23 protein-coding genes are annotated in these 23,110 nt (G+C 64.5%); 11 read left to right on the top strand and 12 right to left on the bottom strand.

Translation table 11 applies throughout. The annotated features are described in order from the left end of the window. The 3 genes from I6F24_RS00630 (at position 1) to I6F24_RS00620 (ending at position 3,468) form a co-directional block, all read left to right on the top strand. On the top strand, positions 1-1,392 hold the full coding sequence (locus tag I6F24_RS00630; RefSeq protein ID WP_225149803.1) for a hypothetical protein: 1,392 nt from the start codon (positions 1-3) through the stop codon (positions 1,390-1,392). A 472-nt stretch (positions 1,393-1,864) separates the two neighbouring features. Continuing rightward, entirely contained in the window at positions 1,865-2,854 is a 990-nt protein-coding gene (locus I6F24_RS00625) for an ABC transporter substrate-binding protein (RefSeq protein WP_225149802.1), read from the top strand. A gap of 227 nt (positions 2,855-3,081) precedes the next feature. Next, positions 3,082-3,468: a nuclear transport factor 2 family protein gene (locus I6F24_RS00620; RefSeq protein ID WP_036035076.1), complete on the top strand. Its 387-nt coding sequence runs from the start codon at positions 3,082-3,084 to the stop codon at positions 3,466-3,468. 302 nt (positions 3,469-3,770) lie between these two features. Here the strand turns inward: I6F24_RS00620 and I6F24_RS00615 are convergent, their stop codons facing one another. Beyond that, positions 3,771-4,013, bottom strand: coding sequence for a hypothetical protein (locus I6F24_RS00615; protein ID WP_050991688.1), 243 nt, complete (start codon positions 4,011-4,013; stop codon positions 3,771-3,773). Between the two features lie 406 nt (positions 4,014-4,419). Then, positions 4,420-5,376, bottom strand: coding sequence for a LysR family transcriptional regulator (locus I6F24_RS00610; RefSeq protein WP_225149800.1), 957 nt, complete (start codon positions 5,374-5,376; stop codon positions 4,420-4,422). A gap of 92 nt (positions 5,377-5,468) precedes the next feature. Between I6F24_RS00610 and styA the strand changes: the two genes are divergently transcribed. The 3 genes from styA (at position 5,469) to I6F24_RS00595 (ending at position 7,618) form a co-directional block, all read left to right on the top strand. Beyond that, the gene (gene styA, locus I6F24_RS00605; protein WP_225149799.1) at positions 5,469-6,719 is read left to right on the top strand and encodes a styrene monooxygenase subunit StyA; all 1,251 of its coding nucleotides are present in this window, start codon (positions 5,469-5,471) and stop codon (positions 6,717-6,719) included. Positions 6,720-6,788: 69 nt separating this feature from the next. After that, positions 6,789-7,091 carry an EthD family reductase gene (locus I6F24_RS00600; protein ID WP_057030019.1) on the top strand — a complete coding sequence of 101 codons (303 nt, stop codon included), beginning with the start codon at positions 6,789-6,791 and terminating at the stop codon, positions 7,089-7,091. Beyond that, a complete protein-coding gene (locus I6F24_RS00595) occupies positions 7,091-7,618 on the top strand; it encodes a flavin reductase family protein (protein ID WP_225149798.1) in 528 nt (175 codons plus the stop codon). The genes I6F24_RS00600 and I6F24_RS00595 overlap by 1 nt, the downstream gene beginning before the upstream one ends. Positions 7,619-7,649: 31 nt before the next feature. On the opposite strand, the gene I6F24_RS00590 is transcribed toward I6F24_RS00595, so the two are convergent. Together I6F24_RS00590 and I6F24_RS00585 are read right to left on the bottom strand one after the other, a co-directional pair. Then, positions 7,650-7,820: an RNA polymerase sigma factor region1.1 domain-containing protein gene (locus tag I6F24_RS00590; RefSeq protein ID WP_036005446.1), complete on the bottom strand. Its 171-nt coding sequence runs from the start codon at positions 7,818-7,820 to the stop codon at positions 7,650-7,652. A 232-nt stretch (positions 7,821-8,052) separates the two neighbouring features. Continuing rightward, entirely contained in the window at positions 8,053-8,976 is a 924-nt protein-coding gene (locus I6F24_RS00585; protein ID WP_225156163.1) for an arginase family protein, read from the bottom strand. Positions 8,977-9,157: 181 nt separating this feature from the next. Between I6F24_RS00585 and I6F24_RS00580 the strand changes: the two genes are divergently transcribed. Further along, positions 9,158-10,132, top strand: coding sequence for a magnesium transporter CorA family protein (locus I6F24_RS00580; RefSeq protein WP_036005440.1), 975 nt, complete (start codon positions 9,158-9,160; stop codon positions 10,130-10,132). A 40-nt stretch (positions 10,133-10,172) separates the two neighbouring features. On the opposite strand, the gene I6F24_RS00575 is transcribed toward I6F24_RS00580, so the two are convergent. Both I6F24_RS00575 and I6F24_RS00570 read right to left on the bottom strand, forming a co-directional pair. After that, positions 10,173-10,799 carry an alpha/beta hydrolase gene (locus I6F24_RS00575; RefSeq protein WP_225149796.1) on the bottom strand — a complete coding sequence of 209 codons (627 nt, stop codon included), beginning with the start codon at positions 10,797-10,799 and terminating at the stop codon, positions 10,173-10,175. Next, positions 10,796-11,734: a ring-cleaving dioxygenase gene (locus I6F24_RS00570; protein WP_057030006.1), complete on the bottom strand. Its 939-nt coding sequence runs from the start codon at positions 11,732-11,734 to the stop codon at positions 10,796-10,798. Before I6F24_RS00570 ends, I6F24_RS00575 begins: the two co-directional genes overlap by 4 nt. A 128-nt stretch (positions 11,735-11,862) precedes the next feature. Here I6F24_RS00570 and I6F24_RS00565 point away from each other — a divergent pair, with 128 nt between their 5' ends. Beyond that, a complete protein-coding gene (locus I6F24_RS00565; protein WP_225149795.1) occupies positions 11,863-12,792 on the top strand; it encodes a LysR family transcriptional regulator in 930 nt (309 codons plus the stop codon). A gap of 409 nt (positions 12,793-13,201) precedes the next feature. Beyond that, positions 13,202-13,678: a hypothetical protein gene (locus I6F24_RS00560; RefSeq protein WP_060735631.1), complete on the top strand. Its 477-nt coding sequence runs from the start codon at positions 13,202-13,204 to the stop codon at positions 13,676-13,678. A 188-nt stretch (positions 13,679-13,866) separates the two neighbouring features. Here I6F24_RS00560 and I6F24_RS00555 read toward each other — a convergent pair whose 3' ends face one another. From I6F24_RS00555 to cobU, 5 genes are all read right to left on the bottom strand, one after another. Then, the gene (locus I6F24_RS00555) at positions 13,867-16,560 is read right to left on the bottom strand and encodes a hybrid sensor histidine kinase/response regulator (RefSeq protein WP_225149794.1); all 2,694 of its coding nucleotides are present in this window, start codon (positions 16,558-16,560) and stop codon (positions 13,867-13,869) included. Next, entirely contained in the window at positions 16,557-17,591 is a 1,035-nt protein-coding gene (locus tag I6F24_RS00550) for an ABC transporter substrate-binding protein (protein ID WP_225149793.1), read from the bottom strand. The genes I6F24_RS00555 and I6F24_RS00550 overlap by 4 nt, the downstream gene beginning before the upstream one ends. A gap of 122 nt (positions 17,592-17,713) precedes the next feature. Further along, complete coding sequence (gene bluB / locus I6F24_RS00545) at positions 17,714-18,346, bottom strand: 5,6-dimethylbenzimidazole synthase (protein ID WP_225149792.1); 633 nt, start codon at positions 18,344-18,346, stop codon at positions 17,714-17,716. A gap of 4 nt (positions 18,347-18,350) precedes the next feature. Continuing rightward, a complete protein-coding gene (gene cobS, locus I6F24_RS00540) occupies positions 18,351-19,133 on the bottom strand; it encodes an adenosylcobinamide-GDP ribazoletransferase (RefSeq protein ID WP_225149791.1) in 783 nt (260 codons plus the stop codon). Further along, complete coding sequence (cobU, locus tag I6F24_RS00535) at positions 19,130-19,633, bottom strand: bifunctional adenosylcobinamide kinase/adenosylcobinamide-phosphate guanylyltransferase (RefSeq protein ID WP_036023498.1); 504 nt, start codon at positions 19,631-19,633, stop codon at positions 19,130-19,132. Before cobU ends, cobS begins: the two co-directional genes overlap by 4 nt. A 120-nt stretch (positions 19,634-19,753) precedes the next feature. Here cobU and cbiB point away from each other — a divergent pair, with 120 nt between their 5' ends. Together cbiB and cobD are read left to right on the top strand one after the other, a co-directional pair. Beyond that, entirely contained in the window at positions 19,754-20,695 is a 942-nt protein-coding gene (cbiB, locus tag I6F24_RS00530; RefSeq protein ID WP_225149790.1) for an adenosylcobinamide-phosphate synthase CbiB, read from the top strand. Between the two features lie 11 nt (positions 20,696-20,706). Continuing rightward, positions 20,707-21,672: a threonine-phosphate decarboxylase CobD gene (gene cobD, locus I6F24_RS00525; protein WP_225149789.1), complete on the top strand. Its 966-nt coding sequence runs from the start codon at positions 20,707-20,709 to the stop codon at positions 21,670-21,672. Here cobD and I6F24_RS00520 read toward each other — a convergent pair. Beyond that, a complete protein-coding gene (locus tag I6F24_RS00520; RefSeq protein ID WP_225149788.1) occupies positions 21,661-23,109 on the bottom strand; it encodes a cobyric acid synthase in 1,449 nt (482 codons plus the stop codon). The two genes, cobD and I6F24_RS00520, sit on opposite strands and share 12 nt — an antisense overlap. Position 23,110: the final 1 nt, after the last annotated feature.

Genomic DNA, 23,110 nt, shown 5'->3' with positions numbered 1-23,110 from the left:
ATGATATCCGGAAGGCAGGCGCTTGCCGAGATCGAACAGTTCATCCAGAAGGCTCGCCAGCAGGAGGCGCAAGTCGAGCGGGCCTATGCGAAGGCGACTGAGGAGGTGGGTCGCCTCCGCCTCCAGCGCACGGAAGCGTTCCGCGAACTCGCACGTCTAAAGCTTGACGCAATCAGGCAGAACCAAGTCGTCGGCGAGTTGGATGTAGCGGAGCGTCAGGCCATCAGCCTGCTCGAGAGCCGTCAGCAAGCCTTGCAGCGATTGACCGAGCGACGGCACGAAGCCGAGCAACGGGTGCGGCAAGCGGAGGCCGAGCGGCAGGCTGCCTTGGATGAACTGCAGCGGGCCTTGGCCAACGCGGAAACGATTCGTAAGAGCGTCGAAGCCAAGATCAGCCTCAACCGCGAATGGATTTCTGTGCGGGCGCGAGTTGACGAGATCACCGGACAAGCCCAGCAAGCCGAGAAGAAGGCCATACAGGCGCAAGCCGACCGGGAGGAAAAGCGCCGTCCTTACGAAGCCGATCCGCTGTTCATGTACTTGTGGAGCCGGAAGTTCGGAACCGCCGCCTACCGGGCAAACCCGTTCACCCGCTACATGGATCGCCTGGTGGCCAGCGTAGTCCGGTATGACAAGGCGCGGGTCAACTACTCTCTTCTTAACGAAATCCCCGAGCGCCTACGCGACCACTCCAGGAAGATTATCGAGAAGCTGCAAGAGGAACGATTCAACCTGAAGGCCCTGGAGCGCAAGGCGCTCGTGGACGCTGGCTCCGAGGCTGCTGAAGCTGAAGTCGCCAAGGCGCGGAACACGGTAACACACCGCGAGCGCCAGCTTGAACAGGCGCGCGCGGCCCTGGCTGCTCAAGACCGCGCCTATGACGCATCGATCCTCGAGGGGGACGCTCCCTACCGTGATGCGGTCGAGCTGCTGGCAGTCGCCGACCAGCGCGAAGATCTGCACGAACTCTACGAGGAGGCCACTCGCACGCCGACGTCCAAGGACGAGGAGATTGTCAGGCGGATTCAGTCTACGGACGCAGCAATGAACCTGGCGCTACGACAGGCAGTAGAGACCCATAAGAGGCTCAAGGAGCTTGCTCACCGCCGTGCGACGGTCGAAACCGAATGGGCGCAACTCCGGCATCAAGGCTACGACACGCCTTACGGCACTTTCGGCAACGAGGCATCACTCGGAAACGTCCTTGGAGGTATTTTGACCGGCGCTGTTGGAGGCGCGATACTGGGGCAGGTTCTACGTGATGGCTTCCACCATGGGCCCAGCCCATGGGACTCGGGCTTTGGCGGAGGGCTGCCGATCCCGCCGCCGGATGGTTTCGGGACCGGAGGATCCTTTGGCGGCGGAGACTTCAGGACGGGTGGATCATTCTGATTCCACCATGCAGGCTAGTATCCCGTATCGTTGGCATGGAGCCGCTACGTGGAATCGATGTGAGCGTTGCAGTAGGTCGCCGCCGAGCGGCCAGTCGACTGCAGAATGCGCATCTTGTCTCTCTAAGCGGAGCCCGACCGGGCATGGCCGGCGAGAAACCAGCCGCATGGACCCTTTCCCGCGCACTTCAATGCTGGCGAGCGAAGCGCGCTTAAACACCTCTAGGAGGATGCCGACAGACTCCCCGGATTGCCCAATATTTGATGTCCGCTTCTGGCCCATCTGCGAAGTTGCGCTGCGTCTCACAGAGGTCTGCTTATCGCGGCAGAGCGGACCAGATTTGCTCAACCTGAGTTCTTCGCATTTTGACCCGTTTGAGACATCAGCCACCTCCCGCCGACGCTATCCCCGAACCCCGTTCAGTGCGATAATTTAAATTGGGACTAACGTTCTCCTGATCCGGGAGACAACCATGCGGCGGCGGCAATTTGTTAAATTCATTGGCGGCGTGGCACTTGCTTGGCCGCTCAGTGGCGGAGCGCAGCCGGTGGGCAAGTTATACCGTATTGGTTATTTCAACGCGGGCGCCGCAGCTGCGCAGGGTGGCGTCGGACTCGAACGAGCTTTCGCTGAAGCCCTCCGTGAGCTGGGCTGGATGGAAGGGACTAACGTTGCCTTCGAGTACCGATTCGCAGAAGGTCATTCGGATCGGCTACCCGGCATGGCCACAGAGTTGGTGCATCTCAAGGTCGATGTCATCGTTGCAAACGGAACATTGGCATCACTCGCCGCCAAGCAAGCCACCTCGACGATCCCCATTGTCACGGCACCTGCTGGCGATCCACTCGGGAGCGGGCTTGTTCCGAGTTTGGCGCACCCAGGCGGGAATGTCACAGGTTTGAGCCTAATGGCTCCGGATTTGGGCGGGAAGCGGTTGGAGCTACTCAAGGAGCTTCTGCCCGACGTCTCCAGAGCGGCCATCCTGTGGAATGCTGCCAATCCCTATGCGGCGGATGTGTTCAGAGAGACGGACCGTGCCGCCCGGACATTGCGAGTTACGCTCCAATCGGTTGAGGTGCGCAGCCTCGATGATTTTGATACAGCGTTCGAGGCTGCCAAAGTCCAACGTCCAGAGGGCCTGATTACGGTCGAAGACCCACTCACCGTTCGTTATCGAAAACAGATCGTCGACTTCGCAGCGAGAAATCGCTTGCCTGCCATCCACGGCGTTCGGGAGTTTGTGGAGGCTGGAGGCCTCATCGCTTATGGCGCGAGCCTATCGGATTTGTCCCGGCGCGCTGCGACCTACGTAGACAAGATCCTGAAGGGCACCAAGCCTGCGGATCTTCCAGTTCAACAGCCAACTAAGTTCGAGTTTATTGTCAATCTCAGCGCTGCCAAGGCGCTCGGGCTGACCATGCCGCCATCGCTGCTCGCCCGCGCCGACGAGGTCATCGAATGAGGGCGTAGTTTGCTGTGGTGCATGAGTCCGTTGCTGGCCCGATGGCGAAGTTCGGTTTGGATCAGAAATGGGCTGCTAATCGGGGCACACCGGAAGTGAAGCGGCGCCGTTCAAACCGGCGCTTTTGATCCGCAAGGTGACATCGACCAGACGTCTAATCGGCCCTTCAACTCGCCTGTGTGCCCTTGTGTTATTGTATCCCTTCCGGCAACTCGATGGAGGGAAGGATGGACATTCGATCGAAATTGACGGCGCTGTGTGAAGCGTTCAACGCGCACGACTTGGATTCCATCATGGAGTTCTTTGCTGACGATTGTGTCTTGGAGATGCCGAGGGGAAGTAAGCCTTGGGGATCTCGCTTCGAGGGCAAACGCAACGTACGAGACGGGCTCGCGACGCGCTTTGAAGGCTTACCGGATGTTCACTACGGCGACGCCGAGCATTTTGTGGATACGATGGCAAACACGGGCATTTCAAAATGGACGCTAACGGGCACGACCGGCGAAGGAAAAAAGATCGAGGTCCGAGGATGTGACTTTTACACTTTTCGCGCGGACGAGGTGATCCGCAAGGACTCGTATTGGAAGATTGTTGAAGGACCTTCGTCAGCCTAACGACGCACATGTCCGAATGTGGCCCAGAGGTGCAGGTCCAGGCAGCGTCTCTGTTGTCGGCTCATCGGGGGAAATCGGAAGTAACCTGCGTGCCGACAATTGGCGCTCATGACTCATATCGGACTTACTGCCGTTCTCAGTTTGTATATCCGATGGACTAGGCTTACCCGGTAGGGGAACCGATCTTACCTGTTCGCGAACCCGCAAATCTCCCATGGACGTGAAGTAAGACCGGACAGAGCCCGCCGAGCTAAGCTTGACCTGTGCGCGCGCGGACGGCAGAGCGCGCAGGCAGAATGCTTTCATGCATTTCCTTTCCAGATCAGCCACCGGTAGACGCCGAACACGTTGATAAGTGTCACCACCACGTTTTGCACCATCAGCGCATATTCCGCTGTTAGATAGCCGACGACGATCCAGATCACCGATGCACCGCTCAGTACGACGAAGGCCCAGCCGGTAATGAGTGGCCGCGCCCGGGCAGCTAGGATCAGCCCGGCACCGATCGTGCCGACTGTCGCCACCCAACGCAGGATTTCATCCATGACGCGTGTGCTCCCCGAAAACCGACGTCGGAGCGTCGTTCTGCGATTTGCCTATACGGACGCAGTCACAGGCAGGCCGCCGGAGTGGAACTTTCCGTCTCGTGCCGACCACCATGCGACCCCCCCCCGCCCGAGCGACTTGGCCCCACAGTGGCGGCGGAAGGTCAGGCGCCACTGTGGTGATCCCATGCGGTATCAACTCCGCTGCGCCGAAATCGGAAGCTCCTTTTTTCTCATCCCCGAACTGCGTTTCCATCAACCGGCGTGCTGGCACATTGCCCCGGGCTGCCGAAATGAAATCTGAGCCGAGGACTTATCTGCACAACGAGCTGATCGAATGAGCGCGACTTCCGCGTTTGCTCAACCTGAGTTCTTCGCGTTGTGACCCTTTACAGACGCCGAACACTCAACGGAACGAGCCAGTTTCCGTGGTTGCCGAAGGGGCGAGATCGGCGTTTCGAAAGCGATCAGCGAGCGCAAAGACGTCCGCACGCTCGATGATCAGATCGCGGAACAGTCGCGCCCGGTGTGACATCCATTGCGGGTCGGGATAGACGATGTGCATGGGCAGCGGCGGCACGACGAAGTCGGGCAGCACATGGACGAGACGGCCGGCCGCGATGTGCTCGACGGTGCACCAGTTCGGCAGCACGGCGACGCCTATCCCCTCCAATGCAGCCAGCGTCATCACGTCCGCATCGTCACAGGTCATCGCCGGCGCGATGTCCACGACGTAACGGCCGGTTTCGGATTCGAACGTCCACTGATTCTTCTGCGACAGGCGTGAGTAGGTGACGCAGGGCATGCGGCGCAGATGGTCCGGCAGCGAAGGCACCTGATGACGCGCAAGCAGCGCGGGCGCCGCCACCAGCAGGCGTTTGATGGTGCCCACCCGCCGCGCCACCAACGAACTCGAATTGAGACTGCCGATCCGGATCGCAAGCTCGGTCCCGGTTTCGATGAGGTCGACGAACTGTTCCGTAAAGCTGACGTCCAGCCGGACATCGGGATAGCGGCGGGTGTATTCGGCGAAGATCTCACGGAAGAAGAAGCGGCCGAACGAGGTCGGCACCGTCATGCGCAACGTCCCTGACGGATTGCCGATCCGGCTCTGCGTCGGCGCGCCCGCGCTCTCGAGCAGCGCGACGATGTCCTTGGCGTATTTCAAGACGCGGTCGGCTTCCGGGGTCGGCCGCAGCTTGCGCGTGGTGCGCACGAACAGTCGGCAGCGAAACTCGGCTTCCAGCAGCGCGATGCGCTTGCTGATCGCCGGTTGCCCCAAACCGAGGTCGTCGGCGGCCTGGGTGAAACTCCCTGCCTCCATCACCCGGATGAAGGTCTGCAGCGCCTCGATCCGGTCCATTCATTCCTCGCCGGAATTTATATTATTCTGACCATTCCATATACGGCATGGCTGGTCCGGTCTAGCCTTCCTGCGTTCAGGGGAGGACACGAATGAGCAAATCGATCGGCATTCTCGGGGCCGGCATCGGCGGCCTGCATCTGGCACTCTACCTGCAGAAGCAGGGCATCATGGCAACCGTGCTGACGGATCGCGCCCCGGAGCAGTATGCGGCGACACGGCTGATGAACACCGTCGCGCATCACAGCGTCACCATCGCGCGCGAGAACGAGCTCGGCGTGAACCACTGGGACGATCCCCGAGTGATCTATCACCACCACGATCATTTCTTCAATTTCCCGGATGGCGGGCTGCTGTTCCGCGGTGCATTTCAGCGGCCGAGCCGCGCGGTGGATTATCGGATCTACCTGCCGGCCCTGATGAAGGACTTCGAGGATCGTGGCGGCCTGATCGAGTATGCCAGCATTCAGGATGACGACATCCCCGCGCTGGTCTCGCGCTTCGACCTTCTCGTCGTCTCCACCGGCAAGGGCGCCCTCGGGCGCATGTTCGCTCACCGGCCCGAACTCTCTCCGTACACGCGGCCGCAGCGCCTGCTTTGCGTCGGCCTGTACGATGGCGTCGATCACGGCAGCCCCGATGGTGACGATCCACGCGGTGTCACCCTGTCCGTCTCGCCCGGCCATGGCGAGATGATCGTCATTCCCACGCTGAGCTTCGGCGGGATGAAAACGGCGCTGTTGATGGAAAACATTCCAGGCGGCGACATGGCCGACCTGGTCTCGCTCAGCTACGATGCCAACCCGGCAGCATTCCGGCAGACCCTTCTGGACAAGCTGGAAAAGCATCATCCGCACACCTACGACCGGATCGACACGCACCGCTTCGGGCTGGCCCAGCCGCTCGACCTGCTGCAAGGCGCGGTGGTGCCGACGGTGCGGCAGTCCTGGGTAGCTTTCGACGGCGACAAGCTCGCCATTGCCTTGGGCGACGTTCACTCCGTCGTCGATCCCTTGATGGGCCAGGGCGCCAACATGGCCTCATATGCGGCCTTCGAGCTCGGCAAGGCGATCGCCGATGCGGTGGCATTCGATGCGCGCTTCGTCGAGGACGTCGACCGTGCGCGCGAGAACCGCGTGCTTGCCGCTGCCCGCTGGACCAACATGATGCTGCAGCCGCCATCGGAAGCCATGGGCCGGCTGATCTTCGCCATGTCGCAGGACCGGGAGCTTTGCGACGAGTTCACCGAGAACTTCAATTATCCGGAGCGCCAGTGGGATCGTCTGGCGAGCGACAAACGCATCCACGCCTGGATCGATAGAAGCGGCAGGATCGCCGCCTGACGACGAACCGCCGTACGGACTCAGTTCCGCTCCTGGGCGGATGCTGAACCATGTCTGAGAGGAACACCAATGCATTGCCTGACCGTTCTTTACCCGACGCCCGACGATCCATCGGCCTTCAGGGCCTACTACGTCGACAAGCATGCCCCCCTGGCAGCGACGCTCCCTGGTCTGGTGCGTCATCATTACGCTTTCCCCCAACGACTCGGACCGGGGGAGGCGCCGTTCTGCATCTTCCAGGCATTCTTCTCCGATGCGGCTGCGATGGACGCGGCGCTCGGTTCGGAGATCGGCCGGAAGGTCGCAGCCGACGTGCCAAACTATTCGCCCAAGGGGGCGACACTCTGCCATTTCAAGATCGAAGGCGCGTAATGGGCCATCATGCCGAACCGGCCGGTTTTCGGGCAGCCGCATCGCGGTTCGCGACGGGCATTACCGTCGTCGCGACCGTCGATGAGGATGGCGCGCCGCTCGGCATGACCGCCAACAGCTTCACGACCGTTTCGGCAAACCCGCCGACGGTGCTTGTCTCTCTCATGCACGGGCGGACGTGGCAGGCTGTGGCCAGGTCCGGCGTCTATTCGGTCAATGTCCTGCATGCGGAAGACGCCGCGATCTGCGCGCACTTTGCCGGAAGGCCCTTGTTGCGCGACGCTCCGCCGCTCGTCGCTCGCCAAGGATTTTTCGTGCTCCCGCAGGCGATCGCGCAGTTCGCCTGCGAGGTGGTCCAATCGATCGATATCGCCGACCACACGCTCTTCATCGGCGAGGTGCGCTGGTGCCGGCACAATGAGGGAACGCCTCTCGCATTCTACGCCAGCCGTCTTCGAAGGGGCATGGGGATAGAAATCTCTTCCGCGGATAACGTTGCCTATCCCGGTGACGGATGGTGGACTTGAGACCTCTGTTGTTGCGCCAGGAGCCAAAGCGTCAGTCTTCTTCAATCCGAATTCCAGCCTCGCTCACAGCGCTCAGAATGCGGTCGATGTCTTCGGGGCTCAGTACACGGCCTTCACAAATCTGATTCAACTGATCGAATGTGATCTTGCCGCTCCGTTCGCCAATTTCGATGGCTCGTCGTATGATGTCCGGCACTAGCATGTTCTCACCTTTTCGGTCGCCCTACTGGGTTATCGCATTTGAGGGCTTTCGCTGCGGCCATCCTTCGAGACGCCCGCTTTGGGCGGGCTCCTCAGGATGAGGATCGAATGCGTGGCGGCAGTTTCAACGGGCACTGATGCTGATGAGCCTCATCCTGAGGAGGCGCGTTAGCGCCGCCTCGAAGGACGAGGCGTGCGCACCGGTCGCCGCCACGATTCATATGCGGTAGCAGCTATACCTTCCGCCGACCAATGCAACCCAGCGCATTGCAGATGATCCGCGCGACCGCAATCGCTCCAAGATTCTGCACATCGCGCTCGGGAACGAATTCGACGATGTCCAGGCCCACTATTCTGGACTTTGCCGCGACACCCCGTATGAGGTCGATAACGTCGAAATAAGACAGGCCGCCGGGCTGTGGGACGAGCACGCCGGGGATGACCGATGGATCGAGACCGTCGCAATCGATGGTCATCAGGCACTCGCCGTCATCCTCGATCGCGTCGAGCACGCTTGCGATCCCGTGATGCTGGACATGTCTTGCCGTGAAGATCTTCGCGCCCCACGCCTTTGCATCGTCGAATTCGGCGCGACCGGAGCCGCCGATGCCGCGCAAGCCGACCTGCACGATGCGCTTGACCCAGGGCAATTCGCTGGCGCGCCGCATCGTGCTGGAGAAGGTATAGCCCGATCCGTTTCGCTGATCCCGCCAATCAAGGTGGGCGTCGATCTGCACGACTGTCAGTCCCTTGCAGTCCTGGAACGCCTCGAAGAAAGGAATGGGGACGGAATCATCACCGCCCAGGAGGATCGGAACGGCGCCGACCGAAAGGACGGCCTGCGTGGCTGCTCTGATGGCATCACGGTTGCTCTCCGGCGTCATTGGGTCGGTCGGGACGTTTCCACCGTCCAAGACCCTCATTTTGCTCGGATCGAGCAGCTCGGCGTCCTGATCGAAATCCCAGCGGGTGAGATCGCTCTCATAGTGACGCAGCGCGCGACGGATGACGTCGGGCGCTCTTGCGGCATGGCTGGTCTGACCTGCGAGGTACGGGGTGGCATCCGACGCGCCGAACAGGATCGCGTCAGCCGCCGGCGGTGGGGCGGTCAGGTCGCAGGCCTCAACACCTAGGAATGTCGTCATGTCGGGATGCACTACGCGTATCCATGGATCACCCGCGCGTCCGTCAACGTGCATCGCTCGACCGTGTTCCGGGTCGGTATCTCGATGTCCCCTGGAATGCCGCTGTCACTTGGAGGGTCTTGAACGTCTGGAACTCTCATGCGTTAGTCGGCGGCGCCATCCGGCATGACGATGCGGCCACGGAGTTCGGTTCTTGCTCAGACTTTACAGGTGGCCGTCCGACGACTGGCACGGCATCGGCGCGGAAATGCCCACGGAGGTCATCTGGGCCGATCTTCTAAACGGTACCGACGAGGAAAAGCAGTTCGTCGAGCGGCTGCTCGGCATCCGCATTCCCTCGGAAGACTCGCTCAGCGAGATCGAGGCGTCGAGCCGCCTGATCTTCGACCACGGCACGCTCTATCTCAGTTCGCCCGCGGTCCGGGTCACCGAGGCCGACGAGGCCGAGATCACGCCGGTGGGCTTCGTCATCGGTCCGCATGTGCTGGTGACGGTGCGCTTCGCAGAGCTGCCGATCTTCGACGACATCGGCAAGCGCATCGGCTCCGATGACAGCCTGGAGAACGGCATGTGCGTGTTCGTCAGCCTGCTCGAGGCCATGATCGATCGCGGCGCCGATGTCCTGGAGCATCTCGGCGGCAAGGTCGACCAGCTCTCGCGCGGTGTCTTTAGGGGCGGGCTGGTGCGCACCCAGCGCCCGGTGCGCTCCAGCCGCAGGATGCGGGAGGCCCTGGAGACTGTCGGCGAGCTGGCCGACCGGCTCGCCAAGGCGCGCGATGTCCTGCTCGGGGTGGGCCGCGTTGCCGCGTTTGCCGGCGACGTCGGCAGCGAGTGGATCACGGCATCCTCGAAGAAGCGTCTGGAAGCCGTGTCCAAGGACGTCGTCTCGCTCAGCGATTACGAGACGCGATTGTCGGACAAGATCCAGCTGCTGCTCGATGCCGTGCTCGGCTTCATCAACATCCAGCAGAACGAGCTGTTCAAGATCCTGACGATCGTCTCAGTCGTCGGCGTGCCGCCAACCATCATGGTCGGCGTCTGGGGCATGAACTTCAAGCACATGCCCGAATTGGACTGGAGCTTCGGCTATCCGCTGGCCTGGCTCGCAATCATCGCCAGCGGCCTGTTGCCGCTGATCTGGTTCAAGCGGCGCGGCTGGTTCGAGTGATGGCAGCGGCGCATCGTTCAAACGATGCGCCGCTGCTCGATCATGCGGCCTTGGCGTCCGCCTTGCTGATCCAGTCGCGGGCGAGCGTCACGTCAGCTTGCGACAATTGATGGCCTGCCGGCAGCACCTTGTGGGTGACGCTCGCACCTGCCTGCGACAGCAGTGCGGCGAGCCGTGCCGAATTGCTCGCCGGCACGATTGGATCAGCCTGCCCGGAGAGCAGCAGCACCGGCTTGCCGCCGAGCGCAGCCTTGGGCGGATCCGACAACGGCACCATCGCGCGCAGCAGGATCGCGCCGGCCAGCACGTCCGGCTGCAGCAGCAACAGCGCGGCCGCGATGTTGGCGCCGTTGGAGAATCCGACTGCGATCGGCGCGGCGAGGCCGTAGCGTTGCCGCGCCTCTGCGACGAACTCGCCCAGCTCGTGCGCGCGACGGCGCACGTCCTCCTCGTCGAACACGCCTTCGGCGAGACGGCGGAAGAAGCGCGGCATGCCGTGCTCGAGCACGCGGCCGCGCGGCGAAAGCAGGGCAGAGCCGGGCGAGATCATCTGGCCGAGGCCGAGCAGGTCGTTCTCGTCGCCGCCGGTGCCGTGCAGCAGCAGCAGAGGTGGAGAGCCCGCGTCGCCTGCGGGCTCGAAACGATGGATGAATGCAGTCTCCGTCATGACGCGGTCTCTTCCAGATTCGGCAGAACGCCCTCGATCTGCTTGCGGTGCGGTTCGAGGAAAGCAGGCAGCTTCAGCTCGCGCCCGAGGCTCGCCACGGGCTCGTCGACCGCGAAGCCGGGGATGTCGGTCGCGATCTCGAACAGCACGCCGCCGGGCTCGCGGAAGTAGATCGAGCGGAAGTAGTTGCGGTCGCGCTGCTCGGTCGGGTGCAGGCCGTGATTGCTCACGAGCCTCTCGGCCATCTGGCCCTGCTCGGCATCGTCGGCCGCGCGGAAGGCGATGTGGTGCACCGAACCGCCGCCCTGGTGCCCGCGCAAGAAGCCCTTGGCCTCGTAGATGTCGACGACGCTGCCCTCTGCATCGCCGGGTGCCTTGAAGCGGATCACCGAGCCCTCACGCCCGCTCTCCTTGAAGCCGAACACGTCGGTGAGGATGGCCGCCGTCTTCGCCGCGCTGTCGAGCAGCAGGGTCACGCCGTGGAAGCCGCGGATCGCATGCTCGGCCGGCACGTCGCCATTGCTCCAGCCCGGCTCGTTTTCGGCACCGGGAATGCCGACCAGCGCGAGCGCCATGCCATCAGGATCGGTGAACGGCAGGACGGACTCGCCGAAGCGCTTCTCCAGCGCCTCGTAGCGAATGCCCTTCTCGGTGAAGCGCTGCGTCCAGTAGCCGAGCGAGCGCTGCGGAACGCGGAAGGCGGTCTGATGGGTCTCGCCGACGCCGCGGCGGCCGGCCGAGACGCCGGCCCACGGAAAGAAGGTCAAGATGGTGCCGGGGCGGCCGGTCTCGTCGCCATAATAGAAGTGGTAGGTGCCGGGATCGTCGAAATTGACCGTCTTCTTGACGAAGCGCAGGCCAAGATCCCGCGTGTAGAAGCCGAAATTGCGGATGGGATCGCCAGCGATCGCGGTGACATGGTGCAGTCCAGACATTGTCGTCCTCCAGGTTCGGGGAGCGGTCTTGCTCTGGCCGGAAATATCGTTCCGCTTTAGACTGGAGACAATCCATGCAAATATGACGGCTATGTCTACGATTTGGAAACAGTCGACGGGGCGATCCCTTGGATAAGCTCGGCAGCCTCCGGGCCTTCGTGAAGGTGGTGGAAAGCGGCAGCTTTGCCGAGGCCGGCCGGCAGCTGCGGCTGTCGCGCTCGGCGATCAGCAAATACATCGCCGACCTCGAGGAGAGCCTCGGGGTCCAGCTTCTGAACCGCACCACAAGGCACGCCAGCCCGACCGAGAACGGCCAGCGCTATTTCGAGCGCGCGGTCGTGATCCTCTCGGAGATCGAGGCGGCGGACCAGGCGGTGACGCAGGCGCAATCGGCGCCGCGGGGACTGCTCCGCGTCAACGCGCCGATGTCGTTCGGCACGATGCGCCTCGGGCCGGTCCTCGCCGATTTCATGGCGCGCTTCCCGGAGCTGCAGCTCCAGATCGTGCTCAGCGACGATCTGCTCGATCCCGTGCAGGACGGCTTTGACGTGACGTTGCGGATCGCGGAGCTGGAATCGTCGAGCCTGATCGCGCGCAAAATCATGCCGGTGGCGCGCATGATCTGCGCGTCGCCGGATTATCTCGCCCGGCACGGCACGCCAAAACATCCGCAGGATTTGCGCGAGCATGCTTCGCTGACCTACGGCTTCCTGCTGACGGGCAATCAATGGAAGCTCACAGGCCGCGACGGCGATCACTGGATCCAGCCGGCCTGGTCGCTCTGCGTCAACAATGCCGAGGTGCTGCGCGACGTCGCAGTCAAGGGCAGGGGGCTGGCGCTGCTGCCGGAGTTCATTGCGGTCGATGCGTTGCGGAAAGGCGAGTTGCGGACAGTGCTGGATGATTATTCCGCGCCGCCGCTAGCGCTCTATGCGGTGTATCCGCCGACGCGGCATCTGTCGGTGAAGGTGCGGCTGTTCATCGATTTTCTGGTCGAGCGGTTCGGGCGGGAGGATGAGGAAGTTGGCGGGCGCAGACGTGCGGAGGCTGGGTCGTGAAGCCACGAATCTGCCGGGGCAACGGCTCGCAGCGCCAGTCTAGGGACTCTGCCGCTGAAATTGTGAGTGGCATGGGTTCTCCCATTGTCAGCGTTGTTGACAGTGATTCCTCGGAATTACTCTTGCGCGAATGATAAGATGAAGTCCGGCAACCAGCAGCGGCCATGATGATTGTGCCTCTGCTGAGAGTCCTGCGCAGTGGCTGGATAAGATTATATCGCAACGGAGACTTGAACTTTCTTCCCGTGGCTTGGGACTCATATTCGCGTCCCGACTTCGCCTCAGGACAGGGAGAGTTCAGCCGCTGTCGGGCGTTGCCGAGGGCTCTCTTCCGTGCCACCGCGAAGAGCCTGGCTCGATGAGTCGCCCGCACTTCTCGACTTGGTTTCAACAAGCGCAGGAGGAAGCTATGCGGAAGTCTCTCACCTTTTTCCTTTCTGGTGTGGCATTGGCCGTCGCGGCGTCAACCGCCGTAGCCGGTGAGCGGGTGCTCGAGTTCAAGCTCGTCACCAAGCCGCTCGACCTCAAGGTCATAGAGGCCGCAAACGTTGAAGGACAGACGGTCGTGTCCGGGAAATTCTTCGGAGTGGCCGTCTTCAGCGATGGCCGTATCGGCGTGAAAGAGTTCGTCAATAGTTCGGACCTGCTCAAAGGGTCTGGCCCCTTCTTCGGCTATAGCACTTACACGTTCGAGGAAGGCTCGATTACGGCGCGCTACACCGGATCGGCCAAAGACGGCAAATCGACGGGCGAATACACGATTCTGTCGGGCACTGGTGCCTACGCGAATGCAACGGGTACGGGAACCATCGAAAGCGCGCCGAACCCATTCAAGGGTGTCAACCTGCTCAACATAAAGCTGGTCGTTAAAACTTCGGGCTCGTGATAGCGAATGCTAACAGGTCCCGCACGAAGGTAGTTGATCTCTTGGGGGGCGCGCTGGCCCGGCCGGAAACACAGCGCCGGCCGGGCGACCTGCTGAAGAACCGGCTGGAGTCGTGGGATTGATCTTTCAGCTTGGCCAGCCGCTGGTGCCGCAGGAGAGAACGCTTGGGAGCTCCGACCTGCGCAAATCTAGCTGACAGATTGCTGTCCGGCAGGTTCAAGCAGATCATTCAGCGCTTGCATCGACGCCTGTCGAATCTCGGCGAGTTCGCGTGCGGCACTGTCGAGTTCGGCAGGTGACATCGCGGGTGCCGCCAGCTCGACGTCGCGGCTGCGCTCGAACAGGCGGACGAGGCCGAGCGCACTTGCCGCGCTGCCAAGTTGATGCGCGGATCGTGCGAGGTGCTTGTGATCGCCCGCCGCCGCGGCGTCGGCGATGTCGTGGATCAATCGTTCTCCCGTCTGCTGGAGCAGATGGTGGAGCTTGTGGATTTGCGCGGCGCCCAGCAGCTCCCGCTGGTCGTCGAGGAAAGGCCGATCGATCAGTTCGGTCGCCGGGCGTTGCGCGGCTGCCGGCTCGGCCACCAGATCATCCTCGATCGCCTCGCGCAGCGCGTTGATCAGGATCGGCTTGCTGACGACCTTGGCGATGCCGGCGCCGGCAAGCCGATCGCGGGCGCGGCCGGAGACGTCGGCGGTCACGGCGATGAGGCGCGGCATCTTGGCAAGTCCGAGCTCGCCGATCCGGAAGGCCGCCTCCACGCCGTCCATGTCGGGCATGTGCAGATCCATCAGGATGACGTCGAAGGCCTGATCGCGGGCGAGCTCGACGGCTGCGGCGCCGTTCCTGGCGATCGTCGTGTGGTGGCCGAGCCGGTGCAGGATCGCTGCGCCGACCTCGCAATTGACGGGGTCATCGTCGACCAGGAGCACGCGGAGCTGCCGCGACGGCGGCGCAAGCGCGCCTTGCGCCACGCTGCTTCCGGCAAGCCCGAGCGGCACTTCGAGCGTGAACGTGCTGCCCGCGCCGGGCGCGCTCTCGACCTTGAGCTCGCCGCGCATCAGGCGGGTGAGACGGTGCGCGATCGCAAGGCCGAGGCCGGTGCCGCCGAAGCGGCGCGCGATACTGTCGTCGGCCTGGACGAAATCCTCGAAAATCCGCTCGTGCAGCTCGGGCGCGATGCCGATGCCGGTGTCGCGCACGATGATGCACAGCAGGAGGTGATCGCCGCGCCGCTCGGTTGCCGCGCTCACGCCGATGCCGCCGCTCGGGGTGAACTTGATCGCGTTGCCGATCAGGTTGAGCAGGATGCGGTTGAGCCTGACGGGATCGCCATGCGCGGCGGTGTCGACCGTGTCATCGCAGGCGAGATCGAAGCTCAGGCCCTTGTCGAGGGCTTGCGGACGCATCAGGTCGCCGGCGGCTTCGATCAACTGGTCGAGACGGAAGTCGCGCGTCTCCAGCATTTCCGTGCTGGCCTCGAGGCGCGCATATTCCAGCACCGCATCGACCAGCGCGATCAGCGTTTCGCCCGACGCCGCCGCGGTGGCAAGATGGCGGCGCTGGGCCTCGCTGAGGCTGCCGTCGTCCAAGAGTTGCAGCACGCCCATGACGCCGTTGAGCGGCGTGCGCAACTCATGGCTGACGACGGCGAGGAAGCGCGACTTGGTCTCATTGGCCGCGACCGCCGCGCGGCGCGCGCGCTCGGCGGCGTCGTGCTCGGCGAGCGCGTGGTCACGGGCCTTCTCCAGCTCGGAGGTGCGCTCGATCACCTTGCGCTCGAGCGTGGCGTAGGATTCGCGCAAATGCGCCGCCATGCGGTTGAACTGCTCGCCGAGCGCCTCCAGCTCGTCGCCGGTCTTGATCGCGAGCCGCGAGTTGAGGTCGCCGCTGCCGATCCGCCTGGCTCCTTGGGTCAGCAGCTGGATCGGCACGGTCATGCGCCGGCTGAGAATGAGCGAGACCAGCACCGCGCAGGCGAGCAGGATCACGTGCAGGAAGGTCGAGCGGCCGATCGAGGCATAGATCGGCGCGTAGGCTTCGGTAAGCGGCAGCTCGACGAACACCAGCCAGCCGAGCGAGGGCACGGTCGCATAGGTCGACAGCACGCGCTGGCCGGAGAGATCCTCCTTGACGAGGCCGCCCGAAGGCGGCCCGATGCCGCCGAGCGCGGCGCGGACGTCGGCATGGCCGGAGAGATCGCTGCGCTGGAGCGCCCGCCATAAATCGGGATGCGCGATCAACACGCCCATGCGGTCGACGACATAGGCCTTGCCGGTGTTGCCGACCCTGATTCCCGTGACGAGGTCCCAGATGAAGCGCAGATTGACCTCGGCGACGATCACATCGGGAGCGCGCCCGATGCCGCGCGTGGCGAGCGTCATGAAGGGCTCGGTGTCGCCGACGAAATAGACGGGACCGTAATAGGCCCGGCTGTCATTGGCACCGCGGAAGGCGGCTGAAGCGGAGAGATCGGCGTTGCTGCCGACCTTGTCGGCGATCCGGCGCGATACGCGCAGCTGCTCGCGGCCTTCCGAATTGAGCTGGGCGATCTCCGCGATCGCAGGCGAGAGGCGCAGGAGGCGGATGGCGTTCAGCCGCTCGTCCTCGTGGGTCGACAGCTCCGGCGGCAGGCGCGCGAGCCACCTGATCTGGTTCTCGATCTGGCCGATGAACTGGCCGATCTGAATCGCTGCGGAGGCGGCCTGTTCGCGCTGGGTCGCCGCCAGCAGCTGCTTCTGCTCGCGATAGGAGAACCAGACGTCGAAGCTGGTGTTGATGGCGAGCGCGGCGAAGGCGAGGGCGACGATCGAGTAGAGATATTTCCTGAACAGCCGGCCGGAAGGCGTGCGCGAAGGTTCCTGGTCGCCGGGATCGTTCACTCGCGGATCTCGTCGGCGCGCGCGAGCAGCGTGAACGGGATCGTCAAGCCGAACGAGCGGGCGACCGCGCGGTTGATCAACAGCTCGTATTTGCGCGGCGATTGCACTGGAAGGTCGCCGGGCTTGGTGCCGCGCAGGATCAGGTCGACGTAATCGGCCGAGCGCACCTCGAGCGTTGGGCCGTAGCTCATCAGCCCGCCGGCATCGATGAAGTAATGGAACGGATAGATCGTGGGCACGCGGTATTTGGCGGCAGCCGCGACCACCGCCTTGCGGTTGACCACGAGGAAGCTGTCGACCAGCGCCACCATCGCCGCCTTGGGCAGTTCGGAAAAGCGCTTGACGGCGTCGTCGATCTCCGCGGGCGCGTTGACGGGCGCGGGGATCACGGAGACGCCGGATGCGGCAGCCTCCTGCTCGATCGATTCGAGGAAGAAGCGTCCGCCGCGCGGCGTGGTCGCGGGGTTGAACAGGATGCCGACGCGCGCGACGTCGGGCACGGCCTCGCGGATCAGCTGGAGCCACTTGCCGCCCATCTCGGCGCTGCTGTTGGTGAAGCCGGTGGCGTTGCCGCGGGGATGCGCGAGGCTTTCGACGAAGCCGTTGCCGACCGGATCGTTCGCGGTCGCAAACACGACCGGGATGGTCTTGGTGGCGGCAAGGACGGCGGCGGTCTCGATCGTCGACCCCGTCAGGATCACGTCCGGCTTGAGGTCGAGCAATTCCTGGACGGCCATCTTCAGCCGGTCCGGCGCGCCGAAGGTGGAACGGAGCTCGAGGCGGAAGTTGACGCCTTCGACCCAGCCGCGCTGCCGCAAGCCGGCGACGAGGTTGCCCAGGCGAGAGCTCGCGCTGTCGATCATGCCGCGTCTGGTCAGCTCGTCGTCGAGCGGCAATGCGGTGAGCGAGGCGACGATCCGCATACGATCCGGCGTTGCGCCGAGCGCGATCCATCCCGCGACCGATGCAGTCGCGAGGCGAATGAAGCCGCGGCAATTGACCGCCGAGGAAACGAAAGATCGCCCCGTCATGGACTACGTTGCACGATCGCCCTTGCTTTGCTCGATGCTTAGCGCGAAAGCGGGGTGCCCACAATCGACGAAAGGCGCATGTGAATGTTCGTTCGCAGGCTTTCGATCTGGTGCCCGGCGGCCTAGCGCCGCAGCGTGAACGCGTCCGCGCTGCGCCGTTGCTCCCATTTCGCCTGCTCCAGCTCGGGCCGGTCGCACTCGATCTCGGGATAGCCGATGCAGAGATAGGCGATGAACTTCCAGCTGTCAGGCACGTCGAGAACAGCGTGCATGCGCGCAGGGTTCAGTATCGACACCCAGCCGAGGCCGATGCCCTCGGCGCGGGCGGCGAGCCACATCGCGGTGATGGCGGCGACCACGGAATATTCCGTCGTTTCAGGCATGGTCGCGCGGCCGAGGCCGTGGCCGATGTCGCTGCCCTTGTCGGCGAACACGGCAAGTTGGCCGGGCGCCTGCTCGAGGCCGGACAGTTTCAAGGTGGCATAGCGTGCGGCGCGGTCGCCGGAGTAGCAGCTCAGCGCGTCGGCATTGCACGTCCTGAAATCTTCGACCACGGCGCGGCGCGTTGCAGTATCATTGACGATCACGAAGCGCCAGGGCTGGCTGAGGCCGACCGAAGGCGAGAGGCAGGCGGTCTCGATCAGGCGATCGATCGCCCCCTCCGGCAGCGGATCGCTGCGGAAGCGGCGCACGTCGCGGCGCCACACGAACAGCTCGCGTAAGTGCTGGCGGAAGCTATCGTCGAACTCGACCATGAGGTCATCGCCCCATTTGGAAGGACGCCGCCACCAGCAGGATCAGGATCTCGCCCGTCTGCTCGAACGCGCCGAGGATGTCGCCGGTCTGCCCCCCGATTTGGCGGATGGCAAGCCGCGCCAGCAGCAGGCCGGCCAGTGACAGCAGGATCAGGCCGACCAGCGCCTTGCCCGGCCCCAACGTCAGGGCAAGCGCAAGCGTTCCAAGCGCGAAGGCGATGGCCACGCTGCGCCCGGGCGGCGCCCCGGCGCCGGCAGAGAGGCCATCAGGCCGCGCCGACGGGACTAGCGACATGAAGGCCGGCAGGCCGGCACGGGCAGCAACGTGCGCCGCGCACAGCGCGAGCATGACGGCCCATGGATTTGCGATCGTCGCAAGCGCGCTCCAGCGCAGGCCGAACGATAGGATCAGGGCGCAGACGCCATAGGTCCCGATCCGGCTGTCGCGCATGATCTCGACCTTGCGCTCGCGCGTGCGGCCGCCGCCGAGGCCGTCCGCGGTGTCGGCAAGTCCGTCCTCGTGCAGCGCGCCGGTGATGAGGGCGGTCGTGGCTAGCACGAGGAGGGCGGCAAGGCTCGGCGTCAGTCCGAAGCGAATGGCGATCTTGTAAGTGAGGGCGCCGGCGAGGCCGACCAGCAGTCCCGCGACCGGCAGCGCCCACATTGCCCGCGCAACGGCGCCGTCGCCCGCAGGCTTCGAGGATGCCACCGGCAGGATCGTCACGAACGATGTCGCCATCTTGAGATCGGCGAGGATGTCCTTGAGGTGCTCGGCGCGCGGGATCATTTCAGCTTTAACGGCAGGCCGGCGACGACGAACTCGACCTCGTCGGCGACACCGGCAATGATCTGGTTCATGATTCCGGCGGCATCGCGGAAGCTGCGCGCCAGCGCGTTGTCGGGCACGATGCCGAGGCCGACCTCGTTGGTGACGAGCACGACGGGGCTGTTGAGGCGGGGCAGCGTGTCGGCGAGCTCTCTCACCTCTCGCTCCCAATCGCGCGCCGCATGCATCAGGTTGGAGAGCCACAGCGTCAGGCAGTCCACCAGCCTCGCGCCGCCACCTTCGGTCGAGAGCAGCGCGGGCACGAGATCGAGCGGCACCTCGCGCTCGATCCAATCGGCTCCGCGCCGCGCGCGATGTCTTGCGATGCGTTCCTGCATTTCGCCGTCGAGCGCCTCGGCCGTCGCGACGTAGACGGGCTGGCCGGCAAAGCTGCGCGCGCGCGCCTCCGCCCGGGTGCTCTTGCCCGATCGCGCCCCGCCGGTGATCAAGATGATGGCCATAAAGGTCTCCTGCCGCAGCACTAATCATCAAACGCGGCCAAAGACAAAGCCGAAATCAGGCAGCGAGGGGCTTGCGCTCGGCCGCCGTCTTGCGCAACAGGGGCGGGACAGGAGCTGGATGTGGACTTTTCGGGCGCGATGGTGGTGGCGATGGCGGTGGATGCCCTTCTGGGCTGGCCGGCGTGGCTGTTCGCGCGGATCGGGCATCCCGTCACCTGGCTGGGCGGGCTGATTGCCGGCATCGACACCGCCTTGAATCGCGCGTCCGATCCGCCGGCGTTGCGCCGAGCCGCGGGCGTCGCCGGCGCGCTTGCGGTGATCGCGCTCTCCGCGGCGCTCGGCTGGGCGCTGCAATCACTGCTTCCTTCGGGCTGGATCCAGATCGTGCTGATTGGCATCCTGGCCTGGCCATTGGTCGCGCTGCGCTCGCTGCACGATCATGTCGCTGCCGTGGCCACGCCCTTGCTGGCCGGCGACGTCGCCGCCGCGCGCGAAGCGGTCTCGCGCATCGTCGGCCGCGATCCCGCAAGCCTCGATCAAGCCGGCATCGCGCGCGCGGCGATCGAGAGCCTTGCCGAAAACGCCTCCGATGGCATCGTGGCGCCGGTGTTCTGGGGCGCACTGTTGGGCTTGCCCGGCATCCTCGGCTACAAGGCGATCAACACGCTGGACTCCATGATCGGCCATCGCAGCGAACGCCACGAAGCCTTCGGCTGGGCGGCAGCGCGCATCGACGACGTCGCCAATTTCGTCCCGGCGCGGCTGACCGGATTCCTGTTCGTGCTGCTGGCACCGCAGCGGTCGGAATCATTGGCCTGCATGACGCGCGATGCGCGCCGGCATCGCTCGCCCAATGCCGGTTGGCCGGAAGCGGCCATGGCCGGCGGACTCGGTGTGCGGCTCAGCGGTCCCCGCATCTATCACGGCAGCGCGACCGAAGAGCCCTGGCTGAACGAGGGTGCGCGCGATCCGCGCGCCGCCGATATCACCGAGGCGCTGACAGTCTATCGCCGCGCCATGCTGCTGGTTGCCGGCGTGCTTGCGATCCTGGCTTTCGCGTGAAACAACGGGGCATGCGCGAGCACGGTGGAAATCTCGATCTGGCCCAGCGGCGTTTCGGCGGACGCGCAGAGGATTGGATCGATCTGTCGACCGGGATCAACCGGATGCCCTATCCCGTGGGCGAGGTAAGCGCACGCGCGTGGAGCGCGCTGCCGTCACGCGCCGAGATCGAGGCATTGCATCGGGCCGCAGGGCACGCATACCGCACCGGCGCGCCCATCGTTGCGCTTGGCGGCGCGCAGGCTGCGATCCAATTGCTGCCCCAACTTGCGCGGCCCGGTCGCGCGCGTATTCTCGCGCCGACCTACAATGAATATGCCGGCGTGCTGTCTGCCGCAGGCTGGGAGGTGCAGGAAGTCGGAGAGCTTGGCGCGCTGCCGGGCGCGGATCTCGCCATCGTCGTCAATCCCAACAATCCCGATGGCCGGCGTTCTGCGCCACAGGATCTGCTCGCGCTGCTGCCCCGCGTCGGCCGTCTCGTCGTCGACGAGAGCTTTTCCGATGCCGATCCGCAATCGTCGCTTGCACCAGAAGCGGATCGGCCGGGACTGTTGATCCTGCGGTCGTTCGGAAAGTTCTACGGCTTGGCCGGCCTGCGGCTCGGCTTCGCCATCGCTCATGCCGCCGACATCGACAGGCTTGCCGCGATGTCGGGGCCATGGCCTGTTTCGGGTGCGGCGATCGAAATCGGCTGCCGTGCCTTGCGCGATGAGGCCTGGACCGAGGTTACGTCGGCGCGGCTCGCGCGCGACTGTGTTCGCCTCGACGCATTGGCGCATGCGCAAGGCTGGCGGCTCATCGGCGGCACGTCGCTGTTTCGCTTGTACGAAACGCCTGACGCACTGGCTGCACAGGAAAGGCTCGCGCGCAGCCACATCTGGTCCCGCGTGTTCGCGCAACAGCCGACATGGCTGCGCCTCGGGCTCCCCGGCAGCGAAGCCGAATGGACGCGCCTTGCCGTGGCCCTAGCGCGCTAGCGCGAGCAGGCCTTCGACGTCGAGATGCTTTTCGATGTGATCGGCCAGCGCCTCGAGCGCGCTTTCGACGCTGGCGTGATAGGGCTCGTCGCCTGCGGGAATGTCGAGTTTGGCGAGGTAGGCCTTGCGGAAATCATCCGACGTGAACAGGCCGTGCAGATAGCTGCCCTGCACACGGCCGTCCCTGGAGATCGCGCCTTCCGCCTCGCCGTCCAGCTTGGCGAAGGGGCGGGCGCGATCCGGGCCGTCGGTGTGGCCGATATGGATCTCGTAAGCCTGGATCGGCTGATCCGTCGCCGCATGCACGGCCGCAACACGTGTCAGCGTTTTCTGCGGGCTCATCACCGTCTCGACATCGAGAAGCCCGAGGCCCGGCGTGTCGCCCGCAGGCCCCTCGATGCCTTCGGGGTCTGCGACGCTGCGCCCCAGCATCTGATAGCCGCCGCAGAGGCCGAGCACGTGGCCGCCGCGGCGGTGGTGCGCGAGCAGGTCGATGTCCCAGCCCTGCGCGCGCAGGAAGGCGAGGTCGCCGCGGGTGGATTTTGAGCCAGGGATGATCACGAGCCTGGCATCGCCGGGAATGGCTTCGCCCGGACGCACCATCACGAGATCGACACCCGGCTCGAGCTTGAGCGGATCGAGATCGTCGAAATTGGCGATCCGCGACAGTGCGAGGCAGGCGATCTTGCATTGGCCCGGCTTGCGCGCATCGCGCAGGCCGAGCGCATCCTCGGCCGGTAGCTCGCCGGCACGCGGAAACCAGGGCAGCACGCCGAAGCCGCGCCACGACGTTTTCTGCTCGATCAGCCTGTAGCCGTCGTCGAACAGCGTGGGATCGCCGCGGAACTTGTTGATGACGAAGCCAGAGATCATCGCGGCATCGTCGGGCTCGATCACCGTCTTGATGCCGACGAGCTGGGCGATGACACCGCCACGGTCGATGTCGCCGACCAGCACGACCGGCACATTCGCCTTGCGGGCAAAGCCCATATTGGCGATGTCGGACTTGCGCAAATTCACCTCGGCCGGGCTGCCGGCGCCTTCGACCAGCACCAGATCGGCGCGCTCCTTCAGCCGTTCGAAACTCTCCAGCACCGCGCCCATCAGCGACGGTTTCATCGCCGCGTAGTCGCGCGCACGCGCCGTCGCGATGCGCTTGCCGTGGACCACGACCTGCGCGCCGACATCGGTCTCGGGCTTGAGCAGCACCGGGTTCATGTCGGTGTGCGGCTCGACGCCGGCGGCGAGGGCCTGCAGCGCCTGGGCGCGGCCGATCTCACCGCCATCGACGGTGACGGCGGCGTTGTTCGACATGTTCTGCGGCTTGAACGGCAGCACGCGCAGACCACGGCGCGTAAAGGCGCGCGCGAGGCCGGCGACGATGAGCGACTTGCCCACGTCCGAGCCGGCTCCCTGGATCATCAGCGCGCGTGCCATC

Source organism: Bradyrhizobium sp. BRP23 (assembly GCF_020194135.1).
GTDB lineage: Bacteria > Pseudomonadota > Alphaproteobacteria > Rhizobiales > Xanthobacteraceae > Bradyrhizobium > Bradyrhizobium yuanmingense.
The sequence above is the reverse complement of the archived record's forward strand: the minus strand, read 5'-3'. Positions and strand labels throughout refer to the sequence as shown.